General features: G+C 68.2%; 26 protein-coding genes. 14 read left to right on the top strand and 12 right to left on the bottom strand.

The window, feature by feature from the left end:
* Nucleotides 1–9 precede the first annotated feature (9 nt).
* Both dinB and ACJMKX_RS10570 read right to left on the bottom strand, forming a co-directional pair.
* Nucleotides 10–1,191, bottom strand: a complete 1,182-nt coding sequence (gene dinB, locus ACJMKX_RS10575) for a DNA polymerase IV (protein WP_405224718.1) — start codon at nucleotides 1,189–1,191, stop codon at nucleotides 10–12.
* A gap of 22 nt (nucleotides 1,192–1,213) precedes the next feature.
* Nucleotides 1,214–2,104 (bottom strand): polyprenyl synthetase family protein, encoded by an 891-nt coding sequence (locus ACJMKX_RS10570; protein ID WP_405224715.1) that lies wholly within the window; start codon nucleotides 2,102–2,104, stop codon nucleotides 1,214–1,216.
* Nucleotides 2,105–2,297: 193 nt separating this feature from the next.
* On the opposite strand from ACJMKX_RS10570, the gene mvaD reads away from it, so the two are divergent.
* Genes mvaD through idi form a run of 4 tightly spaced genes read left to right on the top strand, consistent with a single transcriptional unit; the run spans nucleotide 2,298 to nucleotide 7,135 of the window.
* Nucleotides 2,298–3,275 (top strand): diphosphomevalonate decarboxylase, encoded by a 978-nt coding sequence (mvaD, locus tag ACJMKX_RS10565; protein ID WP_405224712.1) that lies wholly within the window; start codon nucleotides 2,298–2,300, stop codon nucleotides 3,273–3,275.
* Entirely contained in the window at nucleotides 3,272–4,273 is a 1,002-nt protein-coding gene (locus ACJMKX_RS10560) for a mevalonate kinase family protein (RefSeq protein WP_405224711.1), read from the top strand. Before mvaD ends, ACJMKX_RS10560 begins: the two co-directional genes overlap by 4 nt.
* 16 nt (nucleotides 4,274–4,289) lie before the next feature.
* Nucleotides 4,290–6,539 carry a hydroxymethylglutaryl-CoA reductase, degradative gene (locus ACJMKX_RS10555; protein WP_405224708.1) on the top strand — a complete coding sequence of 750 codons (2,250 nt, stop codon included), beginning with the start codon at nucleotides 4,290–4,292 and terminating at the stop codon, nucleotides 6,537–6,539.
* Nucleotides 6,536–7,135, top strand: a complete 600-nt coding sequence (gene idi / locus ACJMKX_RS10550) for an isopentenyl-diphosphate Delta-isomerase (protein WP_405224706.1) — start codon at nucleotides 6,536–6,538, stop codon at nucleotides 7,133–7,135. Before ACJMKX_RS10555 ends, idi begins: the two co-directional genes overlap by 4 nt.
* Here the strand turns inward: idi and ACJMKX_RS10545 are convergent.
* The 6 genes from ACJMKX_RS10545 to ACJMKX_RS10520 form a co-directional block, all read right to left on the bottom strand.
* Complete coding sequence (locus tag ACJMKX_RS10545) at nucleotides 7,123–8,595, bottom strand: hydroxymethylglutaryl-CoA synthase (RefSeq protein ID WP_405224703.1); 1,473 nt, start codon at nucleotides 8,593–8,595, stop codon at nucleotides 7,123–7,125. The genes idi and ACJMKX_RS10545 overlap by 13 nt on opposite strands.
* Before the next feature lie 182 nt (nucleotides 8,596–8,777).
* The gene (locus ACJMKX_RS10540; protein ID WP_405224700.1) at nucleotides 8,778–10,166 is read right to left on the bottom strand and encodes a DUF4286 family protein; all 1,389 of its coding nucleotides are present in this window, start codon (nucleotides 10,164–10,166) and stop codon (nucleotides 8,778–8,780) included.
* A 77-nt stretch (nucleotides 10,167–10,243) separates the two neighbouring features.
* Nucleotides 10,244–12,841 (bottom strand): acyl-CoA dehydrogenase, encoded by a 2,598-nt coding sequence (locus ACJMKX_RS10535; protein WP_405224697.1) that lies wholly within the window; start codon nucleotides 12,839–12,841, stop codon nucleotides 10,244–10,246.
* 150 nt (nucleotides 12,842–12,991) lie between these two features.
* On the bottom strand, nucleotides 12,992–13,969 hold the full coding sequence (locus ACJMKX_RS10530) for a malate dehydrogenase (protein ID WP_405224695.1): 978 nt from the start codon (nucleotides 13,967–13,969) through the stop codon (nucleotides 12,992–12,994).
* A 60-nt stretch (nucleotides 13,970–14,029) separates the two neighbouring features.
* On the bottom strand, nucleotides 14,030–14,623 hold the full coding sequence (locus ACJMKX_RS10525; RefSeq protein WP_405224692.1) for a hypothetical protein: 594 nt from the start codon (nucleotides 14,621–14,623) through the stop codon (nucleotides 14,030–14,032).
* A complete protein-coding gene (locus ACJMKX_RS10520; RefSeq protein WP_405224689.1) occupies nucleotides 14,616–15,245 on the bottom strand; it encodes an RNA polymerase sigma factor in 630 nt (209 codons plus the stop codon). The genes ACJMKX_RS10525 and ACJMKX_RS10520 overlap by 8 nt, the downstream gene beginning before the upstream one ends.
* Nucleotides 15,246–15,465: 220 nt before the next feature.
* Here ACJMKX_RS10520 and ACJMKX_RS10515 point away from each other — a divergent pair, with 220 nt between their 5' ends.
* From ACJMKX_RS10515 to ACJMKX_RS10500, 4 genes are all read left to right on the top strand, one after another.
* Complete coding sequence (locus ACJMKX_RS10515) at nucleotides 15,466–15,633, top strand: hypothetical protein (RefSeq protein WP_405224686.1); 168 nt, start codon at nucleotides 15,466–15,468, stop codon at nucleotides 15,631–15,633.
* A gap of 102 nt (nucleotides 15,634–15,735) precedes the next feature.
* On the top strand, nucleotides 15,736–16,119 hold the full coding sequence (locus ACJMKX_RS10510) for a GntR family transcriptional regulator (protein ID WP_405226614.1): 384 nt from the start codon (nucleotides 15,736–15,738) through the stop codon (nucleotides 16,117–16,119).
* The gene (locus ACJMKX_RS10505) at nucleotides 16,116–16,973 is read left to right on the top strand and encodes an ABC transporter ATP-binding protein (RefSeq protein ID WP_405224683.1); all 858 of its coding nucleotides are present in this window, start codon (nucleotides 16,116–16,118) and stop codon (nucleotides 16,971–16,973) included. The genes ACJMKX_RS10510 and ACJMKX_RS10505 overlap by 4 nt, the downstream gene beginning before the upstream one ends.
* Nucleotides 16,970–17,902, top strand: a complete 933-nt coding sequence (locus ACJMKX_RS10500; protein WP_405224680.1) for an ABC-2 transporter permease — start codon at nucleotides 16,970–16,972, stop codon at nucleotides 17,900–17,902. The genes ACJMKX_RS10505 and ACJMKX_RS10500 overlap by 4 nt, the downstream gene beginning before the upstream one ends.
* A 31-nt stretch (nucleotides 17,903–17,933) precedes the next feature.
* On the opposite strand, the gene purT is transcribed toward ACJMKX_RS10500, so the two are convergent.
* Together purT and pspF are read right to left on the bottom strand one after the other, a co-directional pair.
* The gene (purT, locus tag ACJMKX_RS10495; RefSeq protein ID WP_405224677.1) at nucleotides 17,934–19,115 is read right to left on the bottom strand and encodes a formate-dependent phosphoribosylglycinamide formyltransferase; all 1,182 of its coding nucleotides are present in this window, start codon (nucleotides 19,113–19,115) and stop codon (nucleotides 17,934–17,936) included.
* 153 nt (nucleotides 19,116–19,268) lie between these two features.
* Entirely contained in the window at nucleotides 19,269–20,345 is a 1,077-nt protein-coding gene (pspF, locus tag ACJMKX_RS10490; protein WP_405224674.1) for a phage shock protein operon transcriptional activator, read from the bottom strand.
* 192 nt (nucleotides 20,346–20,537) lie between these two features.
* Between pspF and pspA the strand changes: the two genes are divergently transcribed.
* The 6 genes from pspA to ACJMKX_RS10460 are packed head-to-tail and all read left to right on the top strand — an operon-like array spanning nucleotide 20,538 to nucleotide 22,854.
* The gene (pspA, locus tag ACJMKX_RS10485) at nucleotides 20,538–21,236 is read left to right on the top strand and encodes a phage shock protein PspA (RefSeq protein WP_405224671.1); all 699 of its coding nucleotides are present in this window, start codon (nucleotides 20,538–20,540) and stop codon (nucleotides 21,234–21,236) included.
* A 12-nt stretch (nucleotides 21,237–21,248) separates the two neighbouring features.
* Entirely contained in the window at nucleotides 21,249–21,464 is a 216-nt protein-coding gene (gene pspB / locus ACJMKX_RS10480; protein WP_405224668.1) for an envelope stress response membrane protein PspB, read from the top strand.
* Complete coding sequence (locus ACJMKX_RS10475) at nucleotides 21,461–21,751, top strand: PspC domain-containing protein (protein WP_405224665.1); 291 nt, start codon at nucleotides 21,461–21,463, stop codon at nucleotides 21,749–21,751. The genes pspB and ACJMKX_RS10475 overlap by 4 nt, the downstream gene beginning before the upstream one ends.
* The gene (gene pspC, locus ACJMKX_RS10470; protein ID WP_405224662.1) at nucleotides 21,748–22,161 is read left to right on the top strand and encodes an envelope stress response membrane protein PspC; all 414 of its coding nucleotides are present in this window, start codon (nucleotides 21,748–21,750) and stop codon (nucleotides 22,159–22,161) included. The genes ACJMKX_RS10475 and pspC overlap by 4 nt, the downstream gene beginning before the upstream one ends.
* Entirely contained in the window at nucleotides 22,158–22,385 is a 228-nt protein-coding gene (locus ACJMKX_RS10465; RefSeq protein ID WP_405224659.1) for a hypothetical protein, read from the top strand. Before pspC ends, ACJMKX_RS10465 begins: the two co-directional genes overlap by 4 nt.
* Before the next feature lie 4 nt (nucleotides 22,386–22,389).
* Nucleotides 22,390–22,854, top strand: a complete 465-nt coding sequence (locus ACJMKX_RS10460) for a DUF6231 family protein (RefSeq protein ID WP_405224656.1) — start codon at nucleotides 22,390–22,392, stop codon at nucleotides 22,852–22,854.
* A gap of 43 nt (nucleotides 22,855–22,897) precedes the next feature.
* Here ACJMKX_RS10460 and ACJMKX_RS10455 read toward each other — a convergent pair whose 3' ends face one another.
* Nucleotides 22,898–23,260, bottom strand: a complete 363-nt coding sequence (locus ACJMKX_RS10455; protein WP_405224653.1) for a hypothetical protein — start codon at nucleotides 23,258–23,260, stop codon at nucleotides 22,898–22,900.
* Between the two features lie 150 nt (nucleotides 23,261–23,410).
* A complete protein-coding gene (locus ACJMKX_RS10450) occupies nucleotides 23,411–25,876 on the bottom strand; it encodes an EAL domain-containing protein (RefSeq protein ID WP_405224650.1) in 2,466 nt (821 codons plus the stop codon).
* Nucleotides 25,877–25,914: the final 38 nt, after the last annotated feature.

The raw sequence follows: 25,914 nt of genomic DNA, 5'->3' as shown, positions 1-25,914 counted from the left end.
GTTTCCCGCTCAGTCCCGGTCCATGCTGCGGGCGCGGCTGAGCGCGGCGCCGCCGAAGCGCTCGCGTATGCGGTCCACGGTCTGGTCCAGCCCGCTGCCGGCGCCGTCACTGGCAGCGTCGAAGAGATCGAGCTGTTCCGCGGCGCTCAGTTCTGCCGCGCCCACGCCGAGCAGGCGTATGCTGCGGCCCGGGTACTCGTCCCGCCACGCCGCGAGGAGGTCGCACGCCGTCTCGAACAATGACCGGGTGGCGTTGCCCGGAGGATGCAGCCGTATCTGGCGGGTGTAGGTGGTGAAGTCCGCAGCCCGGATCTTCACCTGCACCGTGCCGGCGACCAGCCGCTTCGCCCTGAGGCGTGCCCCGGTGCGTTCGGCGAGCCGCAGCAGCCGGCGTTCCTGCTCCTCGACGGACTCCAGGTCTTCGTCGAAGGTCTGCTCGGCGCTGATGGACTTCTCGGGGCGGTGCACCACCACCGGCCGCTCGTCGATGCCGGCGGCCCGCTCCTGGGCACGCCGCGTATAGCGCCCGAACACGGGCCGCAGGGACTCGGGGGCGGCCGTGCGCAGATCGGCGATGCTGCGCACGCCGAGGGCGTGCAGCCGCGCGAGCGTCTGGCGGCCGATGCCCGGCAGGGTTTCCACCGGCAGGGGGTCCAGCGTCTCGCGCAGGTTCTCGGGCGTCACCAGCACGAGTCCGTCCGGCTTGTCGAGGTCAGAGGCGATCTTGGCCACCAGTTTGTTGGGCGCGATGCCCACCGACGCGCACAGTTCGGTCTCGGCGCCGATGTCGTCCTTCACGGCGCGGGCGATCTCCATGGCGTCGCCGAACAGATTCAGGCTGCCGGTGACGTCGAGGAAGGCCTCGTCCAGGGACAGCCCCTCCACCACCGGCGTGTAGCGCCGGAAGATGCCGAAGATCTGCCGGGATACCGTCTGGTAGTGCTCCATGCGTCCCTTCACGCAGATCACCTCCGGGCAGCGGCGCAGCGCCTCCCGCGTGGGCATGGCGGAGCGGATGCCGTAGCGTCGCGCCTCGTAGCTCGCGGCGGCCACCACGCCGCGCGCGTTGCTGCCGCCGACGATGACCGGCCGGCCGCGGAGCTCGGGCCGGTCGCGCTGCTCCACCGAGGCATAGAAGGCATCCATGTCGACGTGGAGGATCCAGCGCTGGCGCTCGTCGTGTCGGTTCATGGCGCGGAGCGGCGACCCGTCCTCAGCTGGCGCGATGGATGATGAAGTCGGCCAGCCAGCGCAGGGGCTCGGCGGCCTCGCCGAAGTGGTCGAGCGCCGCCGTACCCGCCGCATAGAGCTCGTCGCAGCGCAGCTTTGCCTCGTCGAGTCCGAACAGCCCGGGCCAGGTGGCCTTGTCGTGGCTGGCGTCGGCCCCGGCCGTCTTCCCGATCACCTCGGTTTCGCCCTCCACGTCCAGGATGTCGTCGCGGATCTGGAAGGCGAGGCCCAGGCACTCGGCGAAAGTGGCCAGCGCGTGGCGGGCCTCGTCGCCAGCATCGGCCGCCAGCAGGGGCGGGGTCAGGATGGAGGCGGCGATCAGGCGGCCGGTCTTCAGCCGGTACATGTGCTCGAGCGTATCCCGGTCGAGCCGCCGGCCCTCGGACTCGAGGTCGATGGCCTGGCCGCCGGTCATGCCGAGCGATCCGCAGGCCCGGGTGAACAGCTCGATCATGGCCAGCTGCGCCGTCGGGCCCGCAGGCGGCACCGGCGCCTCGGCCAGCACCTGGAAGGCGAGCGGTTGCAGCGCGTCGGCGGCGAGTATGGCCGTGGCCTCATCGAAGCGCCGGTGCACGGTCGGCTTGCCCCGGCGCAGGTCGTCGTCGTCCATGGCGGGCAGATCGTCGTGGACCAGTGAGAACGCGTGCAGGAACTCGATGGCCATGGCCGGCGGGTCCAGGTGAACAGGGTCCACGCCGAGCACCTCGCCGCTGGCATAGACCAGCAGCGGCCGGATGCGCTTGCCGCCGTTCAGTGCCGCGTAGCGCATGGCTTCGTGCAGGCGCAATGGCAGCCGGTCCGGCGCGGGCAGGGTACGGTCCATGGCGGCGTCCACCCGGGCGGTGTAGCTGTCGATGCGATCGGCGAAAGACATGGTTCTCGGTGGCTCCCGATTGCGTCGCTCCGGCATGCGCTGGCACGAGCCGCTAATCTGCGTCGGCGGAAGCGTACACCGAATCCGGCGCCGATGCCTCGGCGCTCCCGGTGCCGTCACCCTGCCGGCTCGCGCTGTCGGCGGCCGGCCGGGCATGGGATAATCGGCGCAGATTCCCTGACGGTCTTTCTCCATGCGGGCCACCGCCGTAGCGCACCCCAACATCGCCCTGGTGAAATACTGGGGCAAGCAGGACAGCCGCCGCAATCTGCCTGCCGTCGGCTCCCTGTCGATCACCCTGGATGGTCTGCGCACCCGCACCCGGCTGGCCTTCGAAGACGCGCTCGACGCCGACCTCGTCGTGCTCGACGGCAACCGCGGCGGCCCGGCCGGCGAGCGGGTGGCCGCCTGCCTGGACCGCTTCCGGGCGCGTACGGGCGTCCGTCGTTTCGCCCGGGTGGAGAGCGACAGCAACTTCCCCGTCGCCGCCGGCCTGGCTTCGTCCGCCTCCGGTTTCGCGGCCCTTGTGGCCGCCGCGGATGCCGCCGCCTCGACCGGCCTCGACAGAGCGGCACTGGCACGGCTGGCGGGCGCCGCCTCCGGCTCCGCGGCCCGCTCGCTCTATGGTGGCTTCGTCCGGCTGGATCGGCCGCGCGCCGGCGAGACGGACATCTCGCTGACGCCGCTGGCCGGCGCGGAGGAGTGGCCCCTTGAGGTGGTGATCGCCGTGACCGATCCAGGGCCGAAGCCGGTGGGCTCCACGGCGGCGATGCTGGCGAGCGAAGCCACCTCGCCCTACTACGGCGCCTGGGTGGCGGCCCAGGAGGACGACCTGGACGAGGCCGCGGCCGCCGTCGCCGGACGCGACTTCGAGCGTCTCGCCGCGGTAGCCGAGTACAGCTGCCTGAAGATGCATGCGCTGACGCTCTCGTCCCGGCCGGGCATCCTTTACTGGAAGCCGGCCACGCTGGCCTGCCTGCACGCCGTGCGCGAGTTGCGCGCGGCCGGCCATGGCACCTTCTTCACCGTGGACGCGGGACCGCAGGTCAAGGCGGTGTGCCTGCCGGAGGCAGCCGAAGCGGTCGCGACGGCGCTCACCGCGGTGCCCGGTGTCACTGGTCTCCTGCGAGCCGGGCTGGGCGGAGCGCCGGAGATCGCGGGGTCCGGGTGAGCGGCGCAGACGCTCCGGGCAAGCTGGTGCTCACCGGCGAGTACGCAGTGCTCGACGGCGCGCCCGCCATCGTGACGGCCGTCGATCGGCGCGCTGTCGTGACCGTCGAGACTGCGGCGGACTGCCGGGTGCAGGCGCGGGGTCCCGATATCGCGCCGGCGGCATTCGGTCTCACCGGCGACGGAAGGCTCGACTGGCACGCGGACCGCGCCGCCCAAGACTACCGCCTGCTCGTCGCGGTCACGGAGACGCTGGCGGAGCGCGCTCCGCTGCCCGCCGACCGGCCGTTCCAGATCCGGCTCGATACCTCCGCTTTCTACAGCGGCGCGGACAAGCTCGGCCTCGGTTCCAGCGCCGCACTGACCGTCGCCCTGACCGCAGCGCTGTGCCGCCACTTCGGCAGGACCTTCGAGGACGGGCTGGCCTACGAGGCGCACCGGCGGCTGCAGGGCGGCGAGGGCAGCGGGCTGGATATCGCGGCTTCCGTCGCCGGCGGTGTGATCCGTTTCGTCGTCGGCGATCCTCCGTTGGTGGAGCCCGTGCGCTGGCCCGACGGGCTGGAGGCGCTGTTCGTGTGGACCGGTCGTTCGGCCCGGACCACGCCGCGGGTGCGCCGCTATCGGGAATGGCGCCGCTCGCCCGCAGCCGACGGGCCTGCCGACCGCCTGATCCGGCGTGCGGCGGAAGCGGCCGCCGCCTGGCAGGCCGGCGACACGCAGGCCGTGCTGGAGACCACCGCCGCCTGGGCCCGCGCTCTCGACGGCGTCGGCGAGGCGGCCCGCATCGATATCGGCGGTGGCGGGCACGCGGAGCTCGCCCGGCTGGCTGACGGGGCCGGCGTTGTGTATAAACCGAGTGGCGCGGGCGGCGGCGACCTCGGTCTGGCACTCGCCGGCGATCGACGGCGGTTACAGTCGTTCCGTGCGGCAGCGGAGCGCGCCGGTTTCCGACCCCTGCCACTCCGCCCGGACGACGGCGGACTCGCCACGGTAGAATGACCGGCCCGGACACCCCATGAACGACCAGCCAGGAAATACCAAGAATTCCCGCGTGCCCGGGCTGTATCGGCTCAATGTCGCCGAGCGCCGCCGGCGCCTGGCCGACATGCAGATCATCACCCAGGACGATGTCCGCCTGCTGGAGAGCATGCGCGGCGGGCTCACACCGGAAGCGGCCGATCGCATGGTCGAGAACGTGATCGGCGTGGCCGGTCTGCCGCTCGCCATCGCGCCCAACTTCCTGATCGGCGGCCGCGAGGTGGTGGTGCCGATGGCGGTTGAGGAACCCTCCATCGTCGCGGCGCTGTCTTCGGCGGCCAGGCTGGTGCGGGAGTCCGGCGGTTTCGCGGTGCAGGCGGAGGAGCCGTTGCTGGCGGGACAGCTGCACATCGTCGGCGTGGACGATGCCGATGCCGCGGTCGGCAAGCTCCGCGAGGCCGAGGCCGAGATCATCGAGCGGGCCAACAGCCTGCAGCCGAACATGGTGGTGCGGGGTGGCGGCGTCCGCGGCATCCACCTGCGCGCACTGAGCCTCCCGGACGGGCGGCCGCTGGTCGTGCTGCACCTCGACGCCGATACCCGCGACGCCATGGGCGCGAACCAGGTGAATACACTGTGCGAGGGCGTGGCGGGGCTGGTGGAATCGCTCACCGGCGGCCGCGTGCACCTGCGCATACTCTCCAACCTCACGGACGGCGCCCTGGTGACCGCGAGCTGCCGCATCCCGGTGGAGCGCCTCGGCGAGCGGGGCGAGGAGGTGCGCGACGCCATTGTGCTGGCGAACGATATCGCACTCGTCGATGCCTACCGGGCGGCCACCCACAACAAGGGCATCATGAACGGGGTGGACCCGGTGGCGATTGCCACCGGCAACGACTGGCGCGCCATCGAGGCGGCGGCCCACGCCTGGGCCAGTCGGGACGGCAGTTACCGGGCGCTCACCCGCTGGCAGACCGACGCTGACGGCGCTCTCACCGGCGAGCTGACCCTGCCGTTGAAGACCGGCATCGTCGGTGGCACGCTCCGCGCCAACCCGGTGGCGCGCTTCGCGTTGCGGTTGCTGGGCGTGCATACCGCCAGAGAGCTCTCCGGCATCCTCTGCGCGGTGGGCCTGGCGCAGAATCTCTCGGCGCTGAAGGCGCTCGCCACCGACGGCATCCAGCGCGGACACATGACGCTGCACGCGCGCAGCGTCGTCTCGGCGGCCGGCGCGCCGCCCGAGCACTTCGACCGGGTGGTGAACGAACTCGTGGCCAGCGGCGAGATCAAGCCATGGAAAGCGAGCGAGCTCATTCACGCCGTGGCCGAGGAGACCCGGGAGCAGGAAGAGGCCTTTCTGGCCGAGGCCAGCAGCGGCGCCGGCAAGGTGATCCTGCTGGGTGAGCATGCCGTGGTCTACGGCCGGCATGCGCTGGCCGCGCCGCTGCCGCTGGCGGTGCATGCGGTGGCGCGGGAGCAGGGCGATGCGCTGCGGCTGCGTGTGCCCGAATGGGACGTGGACCGCGCGATCGACCCCGATGCGCAGGACGACAACCTGCTGGATGCCTGCCTGCGGCTGGCGGTGCGCGAACTGGGCGTGGCCGGCCGGGGCATCGACATCATGCTGCGGCCCCACCTGCCGCCGGCCATGGGGCTGGGTGGTTCGGCCGCGATTGCTGTCGCCGTCGTGCGCGCGCTGGACCGCTGTTTCCGCCTCGGCCTGGACGATGCCGCGGTGAACGCACTGGCCTTCGAATGCGAGAAGCTCGCTCATGGCACGCCTTCGGGGGTGGACAATACGGTCGCCACCTATTCCCGCACGCTGCTCTACCGGCGCGAGCCGCCGGTGAACCGGTTCGTCGACACGGGCGATCTGCCGCTGGTGGTGGCGATGAGCGAGGTACGCAGCCTCACCTCCGACATGGTGTCCCGCGTGCGGGCCGGCTACGAGCGGGATCGCGAGCGCTACACCCGGCTGTTCGACGAGATCGACCAGCTGACGCTCGAGTCGGTGGACGCGCTGGAGCGCGGCCAGCCGGAGGAACTCGGCTACCGCATGGATATCTGCCAGGGCATCCTCAACGCGCTGGGCGTCTCCGCGCCCGTGCTCGAGAAGATGATCGGCATCGCCCGCGACGCCGGCGCGCACGGCGCCAAGCTCACGGGTGCCGGCGGCGGCGGCTCGATCGTCGCGTTCTGCCCGGACGGCACCGGGCCGGTGGCCGAGGCGCTGGAGAACGCCGGCTTCCGCACGTTGCAGTTGCACGGCGACCGGGGTGAGGGATGACGGATCAGGCCCATGACATCGTCTCCGACGACTCCGAGTCGCTGATCCTCGTCGATCGGGACGACAACGAGCTGGGCACCCTGTCCAAGGCACGCTGCCACGACGGCGAGGGCGTGCTGCACCGGGCATTCTCGCTGTTCGTCTTCGACACGGGCGGGCGTCTGCTGCTGCAGCGTCGCGCCGGCGACAAGCGCCTGTGGCCCGGCTACTGGTCGAACAGTTGCTGCAGCCATCCGCGGGCGGGCGAGGCGATGGACGAGGCCGTGCACCGGCGCCTGGCCCAGGAGCTGGGCATCGCGGCCGAGCTCGATTTCGTCTACAAGTTCGTCTACCAGGCCCGCTACGGCGACGCCGGCGCGGAGCACGAGCTCTGCTGGGTGTACGCGGGCGTCACTGCGGAGGCGGTGCGCGCCAACGAGACGGAAGTCGCGGAATGGCGGTTCGTGGAACCGGCTGTGCTCACGGCCGAACTGGCCGGGCACCCGGAGCACTACACGCCCTGGTTCCGCATGGAGTGGGAGCGGCTGACCGGCGAGCATGCCGGCACGCTGGCACAGATCCTGGAGCGCCTGGGGGCGGCCGCTCAGCCGACGTAGCGGTAGTACTCGATACCGAGATCCTGGAACTGGCGGTCTTCCCGGTCGCCGACCCGCTCGATGACGAACTCGTCGTTCGCCAGGTAGTCGAGCCCCTGAACCCGGCGTCCGTCGTGCAGTGCCTCGTACTGGGCCTGACTCAGGTCCAGCGCGGGTTCCAGACAACGGCGGAAGCCGATGCGGGCCGTGGCCTCGCGCCAGGTCTCGCACATTGTGATCGGGATCACCTCGGCCGCATCGCCGCTGCCGTAGCCGAGCGTGAGGATCTCCTCGCCGGTGAGGTCGAGACCGCTGTCCATGGCCTCCTCGAAACCGGCGGCCATCCAGGCCGGCAGCGCCGCGGTGTACAGGTTGCCGAGGTCGCGCATGGTCTCGGACCCCAGCACCAGCTTGTCGAGCACGATCTCCTGGTAGTCGGGCGTGCGGCGGAAGATGCGAAGGACTTCCATGGTGAGCGGATAGGCCTCGGTGTTCACTCCGCCTTCCGTGGCCAGTTCGGCCAGGGCCGGCACGGCGTGCAGTTCGGCCACTAGCTGGTCGGTGTCCACCTCCGCCTCACGGCAATAACCGTCGAGGATGGCGTGCTCCTCCGCGTCGCCGTGGGCCAGCGCCCAGATCCACGCGGCTCCCCAGCCAGTCTCCGGCATGCGCCGATAGGGGCGGTGCATGAAGACGGCCTTCAGCGGGCGCAGGTAGGGAGCGGGCTTCACGCCGCGCTTCTCGTACATGTCGGCGAGGGCCTGCAGCGTCTCGTCGAGATAACAGGTGGTGGAATACTTGCCGTTGAAGACCGGGAAGTCCTGCACCTGATGCGTCTCACTGCGGTCCTGGCCGCAGAAGCGCAGCATCGGCTTGCGGAAGTCGATGTGCCGGTAATCGGAGGCGGAGCCGGCCTGGGTCAGGTCCACCACGGCCAATTTCGGATCTTCTTCCAGCAGCATCGCGACGGCGCCTGCGCCCTGGGTCTGCTCGCCGCTGGAACCGCGGGCGTATTCGGCGATATCCGCGCAGACCACGATCGCCTGGCTGCCCGCGCCGTCCAGCGCCAGATGACGGATGGCGCCCTTCATCCCGTACACGCCGCCGAGGCAGGCGTGCTTGAACTCCGGCACCTCGCAGCTGCGCGCTATCGGCGGCTTGCCCTCGGCGGCGAGCGCCTTGTCCACCATGCCCTTGACGATAATGGCGCCGGCCGAGTTGTCGGTGCTCGACTCCGTACCGAGGCCGAGGAACTTCACTCTGCCGGGGTCGACGTCGTACTGGCGGATCAGCCGCAGCACGGCCGTGGCGGCCATGGTGTAGACGCTGTGACGCTGGCCACGCATCCGGAAACTGCGCCCGACGACCTTGCTGATCTTCGGCCACGGCGCACCCGTCCACTCACACCAGTCCTCCAGCCAGACGCGGTAAGGCGGGACATAAGCTGCGAGTCCACTGATTCCTATGGGTTTTTTTGTCATGGACTGATAGGTTTACACTTACGACTGTCAACTTGCCTTTACGGCATTTACTGCATTGTCGCGCTACCGCGCTCCGGACACAAGTCCCGGCGGCCGACATTCTAGCCCGAAGCGCCCGGTAACGGCGATACCCGGGCCGCTCCAGCGCCCGTCGCTGCCGCGCCGCGCGAGCGCGCCCGGCCTCACAGGCTGAGCGCCGCCACCACGAAGGTGGCGCTCATCATGATCACGAAGGCCAGGAAATAAGCTACGGACAACGCCATGAACTTCGCGAAGGTGACGAGGAATTTCTGCCGATAGACCCGGCGCAGGGAGCGGAACAGGTAGACGGGTATGTAGAACACGACGACCACGGCGCCGAGGTCCGCTAGCCAATCGAAGCCCCGCACCAGATCGACCAATCTGCCCAGCAGTACCTGCAGGGTCAGTACGAGAAAGACGAAGGACTGGTAGTGGACGATGAACAGAAGATGTTCCACGTAGTATCGGCGTGACAACGGATACAGGACCTTCAGTACGAACGCGAGCACCGGCAGGAAGGCGAACAGCGCCGTGGGCAGGTCGTCGATCAGGGCACGGCCGAGCCCGCGCCCCCGATCCGCGAGCACGCGTCGGCAGGCTTCGCGCAGCCGCTCCTCCGTAAGCCGCTGTCCCAGCCAGCCGCCGATCTGGAACTGCAGATCGGCGCAGGCTCCGGTGACGTTTTCCTCCGTTCTGTCCTCGTCTGCTTTTGCCGCAGCCGCATCGCCGCCCGTATCCGGCGCGGCCTCCGGTGTCTGCTCCGCCTCGATGGCATTCTCCGGCTCCGGGGCCCGGCGTTCGATCTCCTCCGGCGGCACTCGTCCGTCGATGCTGTCCCGAGTTCCGCTCGTAACTTCGGTCGCTGCGTCTCGGGTTGCTTCGTCGATGGCCGTCCCCGGGTCGCCGCTGAATTCGACCTGGAATCCGTCCATGTCGAAGAAGGCGGTGATGAAGAAGATCAGGCTGAAGGCGAGATACATGCGGAACGGCGGCATGAAGCGGGCACGCCGGCCTTCCAGGTACTCCGCCGTCAGGTAACCGGGCCTGAGCAGGAGGGCGCGCAATGTGCGCCAGAGGCGCGAATCCATGTCGAGCAGGTCGCCGAGACCCTCGGCGATCAGCCCCCACAGGCTGATCAGGCGGCTGCTGGAACGCTGGCCGCAGATGCCGCAGTACTGGCCGTGCAGGACGTGGCCGCAGTTGAGGCAGCGGGGCGGGGCCAGTTTGTCGTCGCCCGTGCCGGCCGCGGTCAGAATGCGACGTTCGATGCGCACCGAATCGCCGAAGCGCTGCTCGGCGGCCGCGCGCATGCGCCCGGCATCCCCGGCGAAGTACTCTTCCAGCGCGGCCCGGTCGGTGAGCGTGTAATGCACGGTGTGCGTGGGCCACTCGCCCTCGGTGCCCGGCACCACGTCCAGAATGCGGGCGCCGGTGAAGCCGGGCAGCTCCAGCATGGCGCCCACGTGCTGCGGCAGCCAGTCCCGCAGGTCGGCCTCGACGGCCGGGTCGCAGGCGACCGTGACCTCGTAGATGACACGCGGCTCTTCCACCGTCTCCTCTCCCCGCGGCGACGGCGTTCCCGGGCCCCGCCGGTTTCAGTGCCACGCCACCGGACTGTGCCGCCGGCTCAGGTGTTCTGACTGCTCTCGCTTCCTTCCTCGACCGCCGATCCGGCGGTTGCCGAGGCGGCGCGTTTCTTCTTCGTCGTCTTGCTCTTGCGCCGCGCCGCCTTCTTCTTTTTCTTCTTGCTGCCCGGCCCGGTGGCTTTGCCGGCGCTCCCGCCCTTGCCGCAGGCGAACGCATCCGGCGGGAAGTCGTCCACGTGGATGATGGCCATCGCCTTCTCGTGATAGGCGAGCAGTTTCTCTGCCTCCTCCTCGCCGAGGTAGCCGGCCTCCCGTGCCTCGGCCACCTGATCGGGCAGGTACTCTGCCTTGATGCGGCCTTCCTTCTCCATCTCGCGCACCTTTCTCTCGATGGGCTCGACTTCCAGCGCCATCTCCAGTGTTTCCTGCAGCAGGCCGAGTTCGCTGCCGGGCACCTTCGCCCGGAAAGCCTGCGCTGCCAGTCGTTCGCGGGTCTCACCCGGCGTGATCACCAGGTCGACGATCTGCTGGCCGAGCTCGTCCGCCGGCGACGAATAGGTGCGGCCGCGCGGGAATACGAGCGCGCGCAGCAGGATCGCCACCGAACGGTTCGGGAAGTTCCTGAGGAAGCTGTGCAGCTGCTCCTGGGCCTCGTACATCAGCGTGCGCACGGACCACTCCACCAGCGGCAGATCGGACGAGCGCCGGCCCTGGTTCTCGAAGTGCTTCAGCACACAGGAGGCCAGGTACATGCTGCTGAACACATCGCCGAGCCGCGCCGACAGCAGTTCGCGCTGCTTGAGCTTCCCGCCGAGCGTGAGCATGGCGAAGTCGGCCACCAGGGCGAACGCCGCACTGTAGCGGTTGATGTTCTGGTAGTAACGTCGGGTGGGCGTGTTCAGCGGCACACGGCTGAACTTCGCATGGGTGAGCGCCAGGAAGAACGACCGGGCGGCGTTGCTGATGGCATAACCCACGTGACCGAACAGCGACTTGTCGAACTCGCGCAGGCCGCGCTCCCGGTCCTCGTCCTGCGCGGCGTGCAGTTCCTTCAGGACGAACGGGTGACAGCGGATCGCGCCCTGACCGAATATGATCAGGCTGCGGGTCAGGATGTTGGCGCCTTCCACGGTGATGGCGATGGGCGCCGCCTGATACCCCCGGCCCAGGTAGTTCTTCGGCCCGAGCATGATGCCCTTGCCGCCGTGCACGTCCATGGCGTCGTTGGCGATCTTCCGGCCGAGTTCGGTGCAGTGGTACTTCAGTACGGCGGACGGCACCGCGGGCTTCTCGCCCTGGTCGATGGCGCCGGAGGTGACGCTGACCGCCGAACTCATTATGTAGGTGTAGCCGGCGATGCGGGTGAGCGCCTCACCGACGCCCTCGAACTTCGCCACCGGCAGATGGAACTGGGTGCGAATGCGGCTGTAGGCGCCGGTGGCATAGACCGCCGCCTGGCCGCCGCCCAGGGCGCTCGAGGGCAGGGTGATGCCGCGGCCGACCGACAGCAGCTCCACCAGCATCTTCCAGCCCTTGCCCGCCATCTCCGGCCCGCCGATGATGGCGTCCAGCGGCACGAACACGTCCTTGCCGGTGGTGGGGCCGTTCTGGAACGGGATGTTCAGCGGGAAGTGGCGCCGGCCGAACTCGACCCCCGGGGTGTCCGTGGGTACCAGGGCGGCGGTGATGCCATAGTCCTCGGGGCCGCCCAGCAGCCCGTCCGGGTCCTTCAGCTTGAACGCCAGACCGAGCACGGTGGCGACCGGTGCCAGCGTGATGTAGCGCTTGTCCCAGTTGAGCCGGATGCCGGTGATCTGCTCACCGTTGTATTCGCCCTTGCAGACCACGCCGGTGTCGACGATGGCCGCGGCGTCGGAGCCGGCCTGGGGCGAGGTGAGCGCGAAGCAGGGGATCTCCTCGCCGCTGGCCAGTCCGGGCAGGTAGCGCTTCTTCTGCTCCTCGGTGCCGTAGTGCAACAGCAGCTCGGCGGGGCCGAGGGAGTTCGGCACGCCGATGGTGGAGGAGGCGGTCGCGCTGCGGGAGGCGAGCTTGGCCAGGATCATCGCGTTGGCGTAGGCGGAGAACTCCAGGCCGCCCCACTTCTTCGGGATGATCATGGCGAAGAATTTCTGCTTCTTGATGTAGTCCCAGACTTCCTGCGGCATGTCGCCGAGCTCGTGGGTGATCTCCCAGTCGTCGAGCATGCGGCACAGTTCCTCGCAGGGGCCGTCGATGAATGCCTGTTCCTCTTCCGAGAGTTTCGGCGCCGGCATCGACAGCATGCGGTCCCAGTCGGGCAGGCCGGTGAACAGCTCGCCGTCCCACCAGACGCTGCCGGCCTCCAGGGCTTCCTGTTCCGTCTTCGACATGCTGGGCAGCATCGTGCGGTAGACGTCCAGCACCGGCCGGGTGATCCGCTGGCGGCGCAAATCCTCGAAGTTCAGTGCCACCATGCCGGCGAACAACACCCAGAGCACGAGCAACCAGAGGAAGTGCCCGTCGCCCAGGAAGGTGTAGAGGACCAGCGCCACGCCGGCGGCCATGGTCGAAGTCCTGAGGTCCACCCGGTGGTAGGCGAGGGCGATTGCTCCGCCGAAGAACAGCAGGAACCAGAACAGTCCGATCAGAAAATCCGCCACGATTGCATCCTCTCTACTCGGGCGCACACGCACCCGTGTACCACGCTGTCACGGTGACAGCGGTCCATCAATAGGCACTATACCGGAGCCCGTCGGGCGTCTGCAGGCAGCCGACGGGCCTGTCGGAGGCGTGACGAGGGAGTGCGCGCCTCAGAGCAGGGATTCGATGGCGGCCCGCTCCTCGCGCAGTTCGGCGTCGGTGGCGTCCATGCGCGCGCGGCTGAACTCGCTGATGTCGAGGTCCTGCACGATCTCGTAGGCGCCGTCCGCGCAGCGCACCGGGTAGGAGTAGATGACGCCGGGCTCGATGCCGTAGCTGCCGTCGGCGGGGATGGCCATGCTCACCCAGTCGTCGCCGGGGGTGCCGAGCCACCAGTCGTGCATGTGGTCGATCGCCGCCGAGGCCGCCGAGGCCGCCGACGAGGCGCCCCGCGCCTTGATGATGGCCGCGCCGCGCTGCTGCACCGTCGGGATGAACTCGCCGCTCAGCCAGGCCTCGTCCACCCGGTTCGCGGCGGGCTTGCCGCCGACCAGCGCATGACTCACGTCGGGATACTGGGTGGCGCTGTGATTGCCCCAGATGGTCAGGCGGCTGATGTCGGCGACGTGGGCATCCAGTTTCGCGGCCAGCTGGGCCATGGCCCGGTTGTGGTCCAGGCGGGTCATGGCGGTGAAGCGGCCCGGGTCGATGTCCGGGGCGTTCGCCTGGGCGATCAGGGCGTTCGTGTTGGCGGGGTTACCCACCACCAGCACGCGGATGTCCCGATCCGCGTGGTCGTTGATGGCCCGGCCCTGCACCGAGAAGATCTTGGCATTCTCCTGCAGCAGATCGGCGCGTTCCATGCCGGGCCCGCGCGGCTTGGCGCCCACCAGCAGCGCGAACTGGCTGTCTTTGAAGGCGACGTTCGCGTCGTCGGTGGCCTTCACGCCCGCCAGCGTATCGAACGCGCAGTCCTCCAGCTCCATCACCACGCCCTCGAGGGCGCCCAGTGCCGGCGGAATCTCCAGCAGCTGGAGCACGACCGGCTGGTCGGCGCCGAGCATCTGGCCCGAGGCGATACGGAAAGCGAGCTGATAGCCGATCTGACCTGCAGCTCCGGTGATCGTGACGTGGACGGGATTCTTCATTTTGCTGACACCTGACTGCCCTGCGGGGTGCCGAATTCTAGCACGGTCGGGTGTCCGGACTCAGTCGGCCGGGTCGGGCTCCGGCCCGTGGCGGACGGTCCAGGCCTGCCGCTCCCGCTCCGCCGCGGCCTGCTCTCCGGCGGCCTCCAGTTCCGCGATGCAGGCCAGCCAGGCGTCGGCGTTCCCGACGTGGTCCGTGCAATGGGTCGAGGCCGTTGCGGTTTCTTTGCCTGCCAGCGATTGCGCCGCCTTGCGGCTGGCACGGCCGAGTTCCGATACCGCCTGCCCGGCATCGGCCCGGTCGGGCTGCAGGGCGTAGGCCGGGACGGCTGCCTCCTCGGGCAGGGTGTCGCCGACGGGGCTGTGCGGTGCGCTTTGCCGGAGGGGAGACGGCTGTCCGCCGTCCGGCGGCGTGGCGACCTGCAGGACCAGCGCCACCGCCAGCGCCAGGGTTGCAGCGATGGCCAGAGGCCGCTGCCAGGGCCGTGCCGGCGGCGCCCGGCGGGCCCGCCCCCGGATGCGCTCGTCCAGCGCCGCGGGCGGACGTTCGCGGGCAAGTTCCCGGTAGGCGCGTGACACCGTCTCGTCGACCACCGTCGCGGTGTCACCGTCCGTGTGACGGCTCTTGTCGTGACCCTGTCCGGGATCAGCCATCGTCTGCTCCTCCCGCGCCCTCGGCCAGCGGCGCAAACCCTTCGCGCAGCTTCCGATAGGCATAGCGCAGCCGGCTCTTCGCCGTCTCGGTACCCACTCCGGTCGCCTCGGCGATCTCCGCGACCGACAGACCGCCCTCCTCGCGCAACAGGAATGCGTCGCGCTGCTCCGGCGGCAGTGCCTCGAGCAGGCGCTCCAGTCTGGCCCGGGCCAGCGCGCGCTCGGTTTCCCGCCCGGGGTCTCCCTCGCGGGTCGTCAGCGCCACGGCGTCGGCGTCCTCCTCCCGGCCGCGGTTGCGATGGCGCCGATAGTGGTCCACGAAACAATTGTGGGCGACCCGGTAGAGGTAGGTGGAGAACCGGGCCGTCGGCCGGTAGCGGTGGCGCGCAGCGATGAGCTTGCCCCAGGCCTCCTGGAACAGGTCCTCCGCCGTGGCGGTGTCGAGGCAGAGCCGCAGGAGATAGCGGTAGAGGCCGTCCTTGTGCCGGCTGTAGAGGGCATCGAAGGCGCTCGCGTCACCGTCCCGGTAACGCAGCATCAACCGTACGTCCGGGTCCGATGGCGTCATCGGACCAGTGTATGCGACCGCCCGCGGCGGCGTAACGGCATCGGCGTCGGGCACCTGCTGCTCCTCGCTGCTCACTCCTGTAGGAACGGCCGCGGCCGCCCGGCGGGGTTCGGCCCGTCCGGAATGTGAAGCTGGTCTTGATTTCTCCGCATCTGGTGTTATAGTTGACTACAACACCCGTTCACGTAGGCGCAGAGTCGCCTGGCAGCGAACGGAGAAGGGACGAAACAGGACCGAAACCGGGCACGGACCCGGGGACAAAGAGGCTGAAAAGATGAACGGCGGACAGGAGACAGGCGGAAGACTCACCCTGGGGCTTACGGTGCTCATGCTGATGGCGATGGCGCTGGTGGCGAGCGAGCTCAGGTCGGGCGGCGCGGATGGCGCGGACAGGCCATCCGGTCCGGACCACATCCTCTTTCTGGAGGCCGGCAAGGGCTGAGCGAGGGGATGAGTGAGTGGCACCGCAGCGCAGATCGGATACTCCGCGGACATGGCCGGGACCGGTATGGCCAATATGGCCGGTCCCCGGGGCAGGGAACTGATGGAAGCTGACTGGAGCGACAATCAGCCGATCTATCGCCAGCTCCGTGACCGGGTCGTGGCGATGATCCTCGAGGGTGTGCTGCAGGACGGCGACGCGCTGCCGTCGGTACGCAACGTCGCGGCCGAGTACCGGCTGAATCCGCTGACCGTGCTGAAAGGCTACCAGGAACTGGTCGACGAAGAACTCGTCGAGAAGCGTCGCGGACGCGGCATGTATGTCCTGCCGGGTGCCCGGGACCGATTGCTGAAGGACGAGCGTGAGCGATTCCTGCAGCAGGAGTGGCCCGAGGTGGTCGCGACCATGCAGCGCCTGGAGCTGGACCCGGCGGACCTTCTGGCGCGGGCGGAACAGGCGAAGGACGAGGGGAGCGACGGATCATGACGGCCATCGTGCAGGCGCACGGCGTCTCGAAACGCTACGGCTCGACCCGCGCGGTGGACAACGTCAGCTTCGACGTCGAGCCGGGCCGCATCGTCGGGCTGATAGGCCCGAACGGAGCGGGCAAGACCACGCTGCTGAAGACACTGCTGGGCCTGACCGACTGCGAGGGCGAGCTGCGGGTGCTCGGCCTCGACCCATTCCGTCAGCGCAAGCAGCTGATGCAGAACATCTGTTTCGTCGCGGACGTCGCCGTGCTGCCGCCCTGGATCCGGGTGAGCGACCTGCTCGACTTCGTCGAGGCCGTGCATCCGAACTTCAGCCGCCGGGAGGCGGACGCCTTCCTCGAGCGCACCCCGGTGCGACGTGACGCGAGGGTGAAGGAACTCTCCAAGGGCATGGTCACTCAGCTGCACCTGTCCATCATCATGGCCATCGACGCGAAGCTGCTGGTGCTGGACGAGCCGACGCTCGGGCTGGACATCCTCTTCCGGAAAGAGTTCTACACCACCATCCTGAACGACTATTTCGACGAGCAGCGGACCATCATCGTCACCACCCATCAGGTGGAGGAGATCGAACACATCCTCACCGACGTGATGTTCATCGACGACGGCCGTGTGGTACTCGACCAAAGCGTGGACGAAGTCGCCGCGCGCTACGTCGAGCTGACTACCAGCGGTGACCGGGCGGAACAGGCCCTGGCTCTGCAGCCCATCGCACGGCGAGACGTATTCGGCAAGAAGGTGCTCACGTTCGAGGGCGTTGACCGGGACCGCCTGCGCAGCCTGGGAGAGGTGAAGACCCCCGGCCTCGCAGACCTGTTCGTCGCCAAGCTCAGAGGAGCCAGAGCGTGATGCGCAGAGCCTATTTCCTGATGCAGCGGGAGCTGTGGGAGCATCGCGCGCTGTATCTGACGCCGCTGGTGATCGGCCTGGTGGTGGCCCTCGGCGTGGCCACCGCACTGGTGACCGGCGGCGCCAGAGCCATCGGCTTCGAGAATATGGTGGCCGGCATGCAGGTCGGCGGCGACGTCGGTTCGGCGGCGGGGGTCTTCGCGCTGACGGTCGGACCGTCGACGGTCTTCGTCGTCGGCCTGGCGTTCCTCGTCTTCTTCTATTCCATCGACGCCCTCTACGCCGAGCGCAAGGATCGCAGCATCCTGTTCTGGAAGTCGCTGCCACTCACCGACACCGAGGTGGTGATCTCGAAGCTGGTGACCGCCGCACTGCTGGCACCCGTGATCACCTTCGGTTTCCTCGCCGCCACGCAGCTCGTGATTCTGTGCCTGTCGACCATCGCCGTCTGGCTCGGCGGTGGCAGTGCCTGGGAGCTGGTGTGGCGGCCGATGCCGTTGCTGCAGGTCTGGACTCTCTCGGTCTATTACCTGGTTGGCGCCTCGCTCTGGTTCCTCCCGTTCATCGCCTGGGGCCTGTTCTGCTCGGCGTTTGCGAAGAAGAACGTCTTCCTCTGGGCCGTGCTGCCGTTCGTCGTGATCCCCCTGGCCGAGCGTCTGGTCTTCGATACCGGCGTCTTCGCCCGGCTCGTCTTCAGCCGCCTCGGACAAATGCCCTGGATCACGGCGAGTTTCCGCGGCGACGACCTGCGCATCTCCGTAGGCGACCTCCCCGACAGACTGGCCGGCGAGTTGAATCTGCTCGCGCTACTGGATCCGTGGGAGTTCCTGGCGATGCCGGGTCTGTGGGGCGGGCTGGCGGTGGCTGCCGGTTTCACCGCCGGCGCGGTCTATTTCCGCCGCTACCGGGACGAGACCGCGAACGGCTGAACGCCGCCGGCGCCGACCCGTGTCGGTTTCCTCAGAACTTGCAGATGACGGCGCCGGCGGCGCGGCGCGCCTTGTCCCTGGCTTCCTCTATGCTCTCGCCTCTCGCGAGCGCGACCCCAAGCCGCCGCGACCCCCGGATCGACGGCTTGCCGAACAGCCTGAGGCTCGTATCCGGCTCCTGCAGCGCCTTGTCCACGCCCTTGAAGCGGATATTGTCTGAGTCGCCTTCTGCGACGATGGCGCAGGAGGCCGACGGGCCGAGCTGGCGAATCACCGGGATTGGCAGGCCGAGAATAGCGCGGACATGCAGCGCGAACTGAGAGTTGTACTGGGAGATCATGGTCACCATGCCGGTGTCGTGGGGTCGCGGCGAGACCTCGCTGAACCAGACCTGGTCGCCCTTGACGAACAGTTCGACGCCGAACACGCCCCGGCCGCCGAGCGCGCCCACGATGGACCCTGCCACCCGCTGGGCACGTTCCCGCGCGGTCTCGCTCATGGGCTGGGGTTGCCACGACTCCCGATAGTCGCCCTTCAGCTGCAGATGGCCGATGGGCTCGCAGAAGCTGATGGCGTCGTCGTGGCGCACCGTGAGCAGCGTGATCTCGTAGTCGAATTCGATCAGGCTCTCGACGATGACGCGGCCGCCGGCACTGCGCCCGCCCTGCAGCGCGTATTCCCAGGCGGCGTCGACTTCTCCCGCTTCGCGCACGACGCTCTGCCCCTTGCCCGAGGAACTCATCACGGGCTTCACCACGCAGGGCAGGCCGATCGCCTCGACCGCGTCCCGGTACTCCGCCTGGGTGCCCGCGAATCGGTAGTCGGAAGTCGGCAGTTCCAGGTGTTCTGCAGCCAGCCGGCGGATGCCTTCCCGGTCCATGGTCAGGCGGGTCGCCTGGGCCGTCGGAATGATGCAGTGGCCCGTCTCCTCGAGTTCCTGCAGCACGGGTGTGGCGATGGCCTCGATCTCCGGGACCACGAAGTCCGGCTCCTCGTCCTCGATCACCTGGCGTAGCGCCACCGGGTCGAGCATGTCGATGACGTGGGAGCGGTGCGCCACGTGCATGGCCGGCGCATTGGCATAGCGGTCGACCGCGATCACCTCCACGCCGAAGCGCTGCGCCTCTATCGCGATCTCCTTGCCGAGTTCGCCGGAGCCGAGCAGCATCATCCGGGTGGCATGCTCGCTGAGTGCCGTGCCGATTTTTTTCATGGGTGGTCTGGTCTTGTGGTCTTTGGAGTCGCTGCTCGCGGTCTGGCGTCGTCTGCGTGAGTGTCGGTGCCACGATGGCTCAAGCGTCATAGTAGCCCATCGAGGCCCGACTGCCGAAGCCCGATTCACCGCCCGCTCGCGGCCCTGTCGTACTCAGTCGGTTTCCGCCCGGGCGCGGCCCGGCCTGCGGCGGCGGGACTGGCGCCGTACGGCACCGTCCGGCCGGGACGGGATGTCGTGGCGCTTCAGGCAGCCACGGAACTGGTGGTAGGTGAGGCCTAGCAGGCCGGCGGCCACGCGCTGGTTGTAGCGTGCCTTCTCGAGCGCGGCCCGCACGAGAGATATCTCCAGTTCCGCGAGCCGCTCCTTGAGGTCGGTGGGCAGACGCGTCCGCCCGGCGGGCGCCGGAGGCGTGGCAGTCTCTTCTTCCGGGGCCTCCGTGCGCAGTCTGAACGGAGAGTCGAAGGGGTCGAAAGCGATCTCTGCGATCTTCGCGTCCGGGTGCTCGCTGCGGTAGACCGAGCGCTCGACGGCGTTCTTCAGCTCCCGGACGTTGCCCGGCCAGTGGCGGCGGAGCAGCGCGGAGGCGGCGCGGGCCGTGAAGCCGGGGAAGTAGGCCCGGCGCAGCTCGGCGGTCATGTTGACCGCGAACGTGTAGGCCAGCGGCAGGATATCGTCGAGCCGTTCCCTGAGCGGCGGCACCGTGATCACGTCGAAGGCCAGCCGGTCCAGGAGGTCGGCGCGGAAGCGACCGTCTGCGACCCGGGTCTGCAGGTCCTCGTTGGTCGAGCCGACGATGCGTACGTCCACCTGCAGGGTCTCGCTGCCGCCGACGCGCTCGAACTCGCCGTACTCGATCACCCTCAGGATCTTCTCCTGGGTGCGGATGGGGACGGTGGCCAGCTCGTCGAGGACCAGAGTGCCCCCGTCGGCGCGCTCGAAGTGACCGACGTGTTTCCTGACCGCGCCGGTGAATGCCCCCGCCTCGTGTCCGAACAGCTCCGACTCCAGGATGCTCTCGGTCAGCGCCGCGCAGTTCACTTTCACCAGAGGCTGTTCCCAGCGCTCCGACAGGAAGTGCAGCCGGGAGGCAACCAGCTCCTTGCCGGTGCCGCGCTCGCCGACGACCAGCACCGGCTTGGCGAGCGGCGCCGCCCGCGAGACATGCTCGAGCATCTCCAGGAAGGCGGGCGCCTCGCCGATGATGGGTTGTTTCTGACGGTCGTCCAATGTTCGCCAATTATGCTACAAGATGGTTATTCATACTAAAAGTTAGTAAAAAACGCTATATTTTTTACTATTTCAGGTGCGCCATTCTTTTCTATTATTGTCATCAAAATCAATTAGTTGGATTCATTCGGTCGATCTGGCACGGAACCTGCTATATCCAGGATGACAAGGCAAACAACTGAGGAATGCGCTATGGGCATTTTTTCGCGATTCAGCGACATCGTTAACTCCAACATCAATGCCATCCTGGAGAAGGCGGAGGATCCGGAGAAGATCGTTCGGCTGATGATCCAGGAGATGGAAGACACGCTGGTCGAGGTGCGCTCGGCGGCGGCCCGATCCATCGCCGACAAGAAGGAACTCAACCGCAAGCTGGGCGCCCTGGAGGAGGAGCAGGCGGACTGGGAGCGCAAGGCCGAACTGGCGCTGGAGAAGGGACGCGACGACCTCGCCAAGGCGGCGCTGGTGGAGAAGTCCCAGGTGGCTGCGGCGGCCGAGCAGGTGCGGGCCGACTACGCCCAGGTGGACGAGGGCCTGACCCGGCTGAACGAGGACATCGCCCGGCTGGAGGCCAAGCTCAAGGATGCGAAGGCACGGCAGAAGACGCTGGTCTCGCGACACAAGACGGCGACCAGCCGCCTGGCGGCCCGCAAGAAGATCCACGACTACAAGATCGAGGACGCGCTGGTGCGCTTCGAGCAGTACGAGCGGCGCATGGACGATGTCGAGGGCCGCGTTGAGGCCTACGACATGGGCCAGCCCAAGGGGCTCGAGCACGAGTTCGCCAGTCTGGAAGCCGAGGAATCCGTGAACCGGGAGCTCGCCGAGCTGAAGCGCCGGCGTGCAGGCAAGCAGACCGGAAGCGCGACCGAAGGCGGGAATCAGGCTTAAATGGGCGAGACGATGTACATACTGGGAATCCTCTTCGTCACGATCGTTCTGCCGCTGTGGATCATCCTCCACTACGTGACGAAGTGGAAAAAGTCCCGCGAGCTCTCCGGCACCGAAGAGGAGATGCTCGAGGAGATCTGGACACTGTCGCAGAACATGGAGAGCCGGCTCAACGCGCTGGAGACCATCCTGGACGACGAGGTCCCGGACTGGAGGAGGAAGACATGAACCAGAATCCGTTCCACGAGCTCGGCGGTCGCCTGCGGCGGCTCTATCGGGACCGGGAGAACGGCCTGATATTCGGCCTCTGCGCCGGCATCGCCGATTATTTCGACTTCAACATTCTGCTGGTGCGCGGGGTGGCGCTGGCCGCCCTGCTGGTCGCGCCGCTGCCGGTCGGACTCACCTATCTGGTGGCCGCCCTGCTGCTTCGGGACCGGCCGCTGAGCGCACGCGATCATCACCGCGAGCGTGAATTCTGGCGTCGCGGCACGAGCATGGGAGACCGTCTGTGAGTGAGAGAATCCAGGAGAGACGCTTCTATCGTGACCGCGAGCGCGGCATGATCTTCGGCGTATGCGCGGGTATCGCGGACTACTTCGGTTTCGACCTGAAGGTCACGCGCATCCTCGCTGTCGTCGCGTTCTTCATATCGGCGCCGATGACGCTGCTGATCTACTTCGGCATCGCCCTGCTGATACCCTATCGGCCGATGGCGCCGGGAGCGGTGCGGGAGGATCCGGATTTCCGCCGGGCACTGCGCTCGTCGCCCCAGGCGACAATGGGGGAGATACGCCGGCGCTTCCAGCGGCTGGACAGCCGTCTCGCCCGCATGGAGCGCTACGTCACGTCGCCGCGCTTCGACCTGGACCGGGAGTTCCGGGACCTGGAGGCGCGGCGGGGACCGGGAGGTACTGATCGATGAGTTCGGCGCATATCTTCGTCATCGCCCTGGTCGCGATCGTGCTGCTGGCTGGCATCGCGAAGGAATACCTCCGCCACCACCGGCGGGAAGAGGACCCGAAGCGGGACGAGGAGTGGGAGGCCACGCTCGCACGGCTCCGGGAACTGGAGGAGCGCGTGCGGGTGCTGGAACGCATCGTGACCGATCCCCAGGAAGGCCTCCGCCGAGAGATCAACCGGCTCTGAGGACATGAAGCGGGAGCCGTCCCACAGCCAGGCCGGCGGCGCGGAGGACGCGCCCCTGACCGTGGCCGGCGAGCTGGACTGCCTGGCCGAGACTGCTTCGCTCCTGCTGATCGGGGCCGACGCGCCGGCCGGCCGGGACTGCGACCGCCTGCCCGCCGACGCCACGATCGCAGACCTGGATGGCCTGGGTGTCTACGACCTCGGCCTCGTGCTCGATCTGGCCGCCGCGGACGAGTCCCTGCTGGGGCGCCTGCGCGACCTGCACGCCCGGCGCCTGCTGGTCGCCGGGGGCGCTGCCCGGCGATTCGAGCCCCGGCGGATGCTCGCGCTGGGCTTCGAACACCACCCGAGCCCGGACGCGCACGGCGGCGCGTATCTCTACGACCGCGACAGCTTCAACCGGGAGCGGGAGTGGAACTCGCCCGAGAACTGGGCGAACCCGGAGAACTTCGACAAGTACCGCTGGTGAGCGGGCGGCTTGTCGCCCCGGCCCGCCGGGCCGATCTCCGGCTCTAGTCGCTCTGGCCCTTGTAGGCGCGGACCTGCTCATTGAAGCGGGCGCCCATCAGATGCATCTGGTCCACCGCGGCGTCATGGCGCTTGGTGAACATCGCCTCCCGTTTGGCGGCGGCTTCCTCGTCTACATCGCCGGCCTCCGCCGCTGCGGCGGCATGCTCTTCCTTGAGGCAGGCGAGGTAGGACTCCATGTCCGCCATGTAGGCCTTCACGGCTTTCTGTGCGGCAATCATCTCTTGCTGCGAGGCCTTCGTGCCGTCCGGCATCTCCACGTCCTGTTCGGGATATACGCATTCCGCCTGCGCGGCGGCAGCGAAGCTCGCGAGTCCCAGAACGACGGCGAGTCTGAAGCTTTTCATGATGAGCCTGATCCTCCGGATTGACAGTGTTTTGGTGCGACGCGGCAGCGGTCGGAGGGCGCCGCGGACGAGGCCGTCATTTAATCATCAATGGCCCGTCGCAGTGAAGTCGGGGTCCAACTTACTGATGCAAATGGAAAATTGGCTGATTCAGGCGAACAGTGCCCGGTGGGTGTCCGTGCCGTCCTGCTGCGCGATCAGCAGCGCCAGGTAATCGTCGGCGCTCATCGGCTCGCCGAACAGCAGCCCCTGCACATAGGTGCAATCCAGCGTCTGCAGGAATGCGAGCTGTTCCTCGGTCTCGACGCCCTCGGCCACCACGTCCATCTTCAGGCTGCGGCCCATCTCGATGATCGTCGCCACGATGGTGGCGTCGTCGGGGTCCACCGCGGCATCGCGCACGAAAGACTTATCTATCTTCAGCGTACTGATGGGGAATTGCTGCAACGCGCTCAGCGACGAGTAGCCGGTGCCGAAGTCGTCGATGGCGAGATGCAGGCCCATGGCGTAAAGGTCGTCGAGCATGCGGATCGTGCGCTGCGTGTCTTCCATCAGGGTGGTCTCGGTGATCTCCAGCTCCAGACAGGTGGGGGAGACGCCGTGGCGGCGCACGATCTGCTCGACCCGCTGCAGGAAATTGGCCTGCCGCAGCTGCTTCAGCGAGAGATTGACCGCCACCCGCCCGGGTATCGGCAACGTCTTCTGCCAGCGGCGATAGTCCGAGCAGACCCGTTCCAGCACCCACTCGCCGAGTTCCACTATCAGATTGCTCTCCTCCGCCAGCGGGATGAACTCGGAGGGCAGGATAAGGCCGCGGTCGGGCAGCTCCCAGCGCACGAGCGCCTCCGCGCCGATGACGCTGCCGTCGCGCAGGTTGTATTTCGGTTGATAGTGCAGCAGCAGCTCGTCGCGCTCGTAGGCGCGGCGCAACCGGCTCTTCAGCATCAGCCGCTCCACCGCGGCCTCGTTCATCTCGGGCCGATAGAAGCGGTGGCTGTTCCCGCCGACCTTCTTCGCATGGTACAGCGCTGCATCCGCGTTGCGGATGAGGTCGATGACGTTGCCCGCGTCCTCGGGGTAGAAAGCCACCCCGATGCTCGCTGTCATGAAGACTTCGTTGGACTGCACGTGGAAGGGCTCGGCGAGGGTGGCGAGCAGGCGGCCTGCCACCTCCGAGACCTCTCCTTCGGCGTGCTCCTCGTCGGGGATCTGCTCCAGGACCACGGCGAACTCGTCGCCTGCGAGGCGTCCGATCACGGTCTTCTCCGGCAGCTCGCGGATCAGTCGTTCGGTCATCGTCTCCAGGGTCGTATCGCCGGCGAGGTGGCCGAACGTGTCGTTGATGTCCTTGAAGTGGTCGGCGTCGATGTAGAGCAGCGCCAGGCAGCGGCGCTCGCGGCGCGCCCTGGCGATGGCCCTCTGCAGGAGGTGCTGGAACTGCATGCGGTTCGGCACCTTGGTGAGGGCGTCGATACGGGCGAGATAGCGGATGCGCTGCTCCGCACGCTTGCGCTCGGTGATGTTCTGCACGGCGAAGATGCGCCCGTCCGCCTCGCTGTCGTCCCCGCGCAGCGCCGAGCCGGTCCAGGAAACCGGTACGTGCTGCCCGCCGCGGGTGATGAACACGGACTCGCTCGGGGCGCCGCCTTCCGGCTCGGAGCGGAACTTGCGCCGGTACTCCGGCGCCACCAGGTCGGTAACCGGCAGGCCCACGAGTTCCTCCGAGCGATAGCCGAGCAGCCGGCCTATGGCCGTGTTCACCCGGTCAATCCGGCCGTCGGGGTCGCAGACGATCACGCCGTCGTTCATGCTGTTCAGGATGCGGTCGAGATAGTCGCGGGAGATAGTGGTATCGCGCAGCGTCTCGCGCATGTCGTTGAACGCCGTGGTGAGATCGCCGAGTTCGTCGCTCCGCTCCACCGCCATGCGCTCGCCGTAATGGCCGCTGCTGACGTCCCGGGCCTGGCGGATCAGCTCCTGGATCGGCAGTACGAGCCGCCGCGCCGCGAACCAGGCGACCGCGGCGCAGGCCAGCAGTATGAGCAGGGTGAATACGAGCAGCCGGATGAAGGCGCGGTTGCGGTGTTCCCGGGTGACCGACTCCAGCCGCTCGCGGAATCCCGCGATGCCCTCGACCACCTGGGTCTGGGCGAACTCGGCCTGCAGCTCGCCGATGTTCTCGCCGTTCGCGATGATCGGCCGCACGGCGACCACGGTGTCTTCTCCCCAATAGGGCGCGCCCAGCGCCAGCACGGCCGCATCCGTTGCGATGGGTGCGCCGGCGCGGACCACCGGCCGGTTCTCGGCGTCGACGATCGCAAGACCCCGCAACATATCCAGATCCGCGAGCGCCTCGTCCAGTACCGCCTGCACGGCGACCTCGTCGCCGCCGGCCAGCGGCGCGTCCACTTCGCGCTCCAGCGCCGCGACCGACTCGAGCACGCGGGCCTCGAACTGGCGGGTCAGCAGCTCTTCTTTCTGCGCGACGCCTGCCTCACTGAGTTCGCCGGCGAGATGGGTGTAGTTGACCACGAGCAGACCGGCCACCGTGCACACGATGGCCACCGACAGCGCGATCGCCGTCGTCAGATATTTCGGCAGCAGTTTCCGCCACATAGCGGAGCCGGTGGCCGTCAGGCCGACCCGGACCTCTC

The sequence above is a fragment of the Lentisalinibacter sediminis genome (assembly GCF_040706615.1).
Lineage (GTDB): Bacteria > Pseudomonadota > Gammaproteobacteria > Steroidobacterales > Woeseiaceae > Lentisalinibacter > Lentisalinibacter sediminis.
Note: the sequence above shows the minus strand (reverse complement) of the source record. Positions and strands in the feature narration are given on the sequence as shown.

Excerpts from the sequence above, each read along its gene's own strand:
- ACJMKX_RS10555 (WP_405224708.1), top strand. The coding sequence starts at position 4,290 with ATGAACGACCAGCCAGGAAATACCAAGAATTCCCGCGTGCCCGGGCTG.
- ACJMKX_RS10570 (WP_405224715.1), bottom strand. The coding sequence starts at position 2,104 with ATGTCTTTCGCCGATCGCATCGACAGCTACACCGCCCGGGTGGACGCC.
- ACJMKX_RS10525 (WP_405224692.1), bottom strand. The coding sequence starts at position 14,623 with ATGGCTGATCCCGGACAGGGTCACGACAAGAGCCGTCACACGGACGGT.
- ACJMKX_RS10450 (WP_405224650.1), bottom strand. The coding sequence starts at position 25,876 with ATGTGGCGGAAACTGCTGCCGAAATATCTGACGACGGCGATCGCGCTG.
- ACJMKX_RS10530 (WP_405224695.1), bottom strand. The coding sequence starts at position 13,969 with ATGAAGAATCCCGTCCACGTCACGATCACCGGAGCTGCAGGTCAGATC.
- idi (WP_405224706.1), top strand. The coding sequence starts at position 6,536 with ATGACGGATCAGGCCCATGACATCGTCTCCGACGACTCCGAGTCGCTG.
- pspB (WP_405224668.1), top strand. The coding sequence starts at position 21,249 with ATGTACATACTGGGAATCCTCTTCGTCACGATCGTTCTGCCGCTGTGG.
- pspA (WP_405224671.1), top strand. The coding sequence starts at position 20,538 with ATGGGCATTTTTTCGCGATTCAGCGACATCGTTAACTCCAACATCAAT.
- purT (WP_405224677.1), bottom strand. The coding sequence starts at position 19,115 with ATGAAAAAAATCGGCACGGCACTCAGCGAGCATGCCACCCGGATGATG.
- ACJMKX_RS10515 (WP_405224686.1), top strand. The coding sequence starts at position 15,466 with ATGAACGGCGGACAGGAGACAGGCGGAAGACTCACCCTGGGGCTTACG.
- ACJMKX_RS10455 (WP_405224653.1), bottom strand. The coding sequence starts at position 23,260 with ATGAAAAGCTTCAGACTCGCCGTCGTTCTGGGACTCGCGAGCTTCGCT.
- ACJMKX_RS10545 (WP_405224703.1), bottom strand. The coding sequence starts at position 8,595 with ATGACAAAAAAACCCATAGGAATCAGTGGACTCGCAGCTTATGTCCCG.
- ACJMKX_RS10465 (WP_405224659.1), top strand. The coding sequence starts at position 22,158 with ATGAGTTCGGCGCATATCTTCGTCATCGCCCTGGTCGCGATCGTGCTG.
- mvaD (WP_405224712.1), top strand. The coding sequence starts at position 2,298 with ATGCGGGCCACCGCCGTAGCGCACCCCAACATCGCCCTGGTGAAATAC.
- ACJMKX_RS10460 (WP_405224656.1), top strand. The coding sequence starts at position 22,390 with ATGAAGCGGGAGCCGTCCCACAGCCAGGCCGGCGGCGCGGAGGACGCG.
- ACJMKX_RS10510 (WP_405226614.1), top strand. The coding sequence starts at position 15,736 with ATGGAAGCTGACTGGAGCGACAATCAGCCGATCTATCGCCAGCTCCGT.
- ACJMKX_RS10475 (WP_405224665.1), top strand. The coding sequence starts at position 21,461 with ATGAACCAGAATCCGTTCCACGAGCTCGGCGGTCGCCTGCGGCGGCTC.
- dinB (WP_405224718.1), bottom strand. The coding sequence starts at position 1,191 with ATGAACCGACACGACGAGCGCCAGCGCTGGATCCTCCACGTCGACATG.
- ACJMKX_RS10505 (WP_405224683.1), top strand. The coding sequence starts at position 16,116 with ATGACGGCCATCGTGCAGGCGCACGGCGTCTCGAAACGCTACGGCTCG.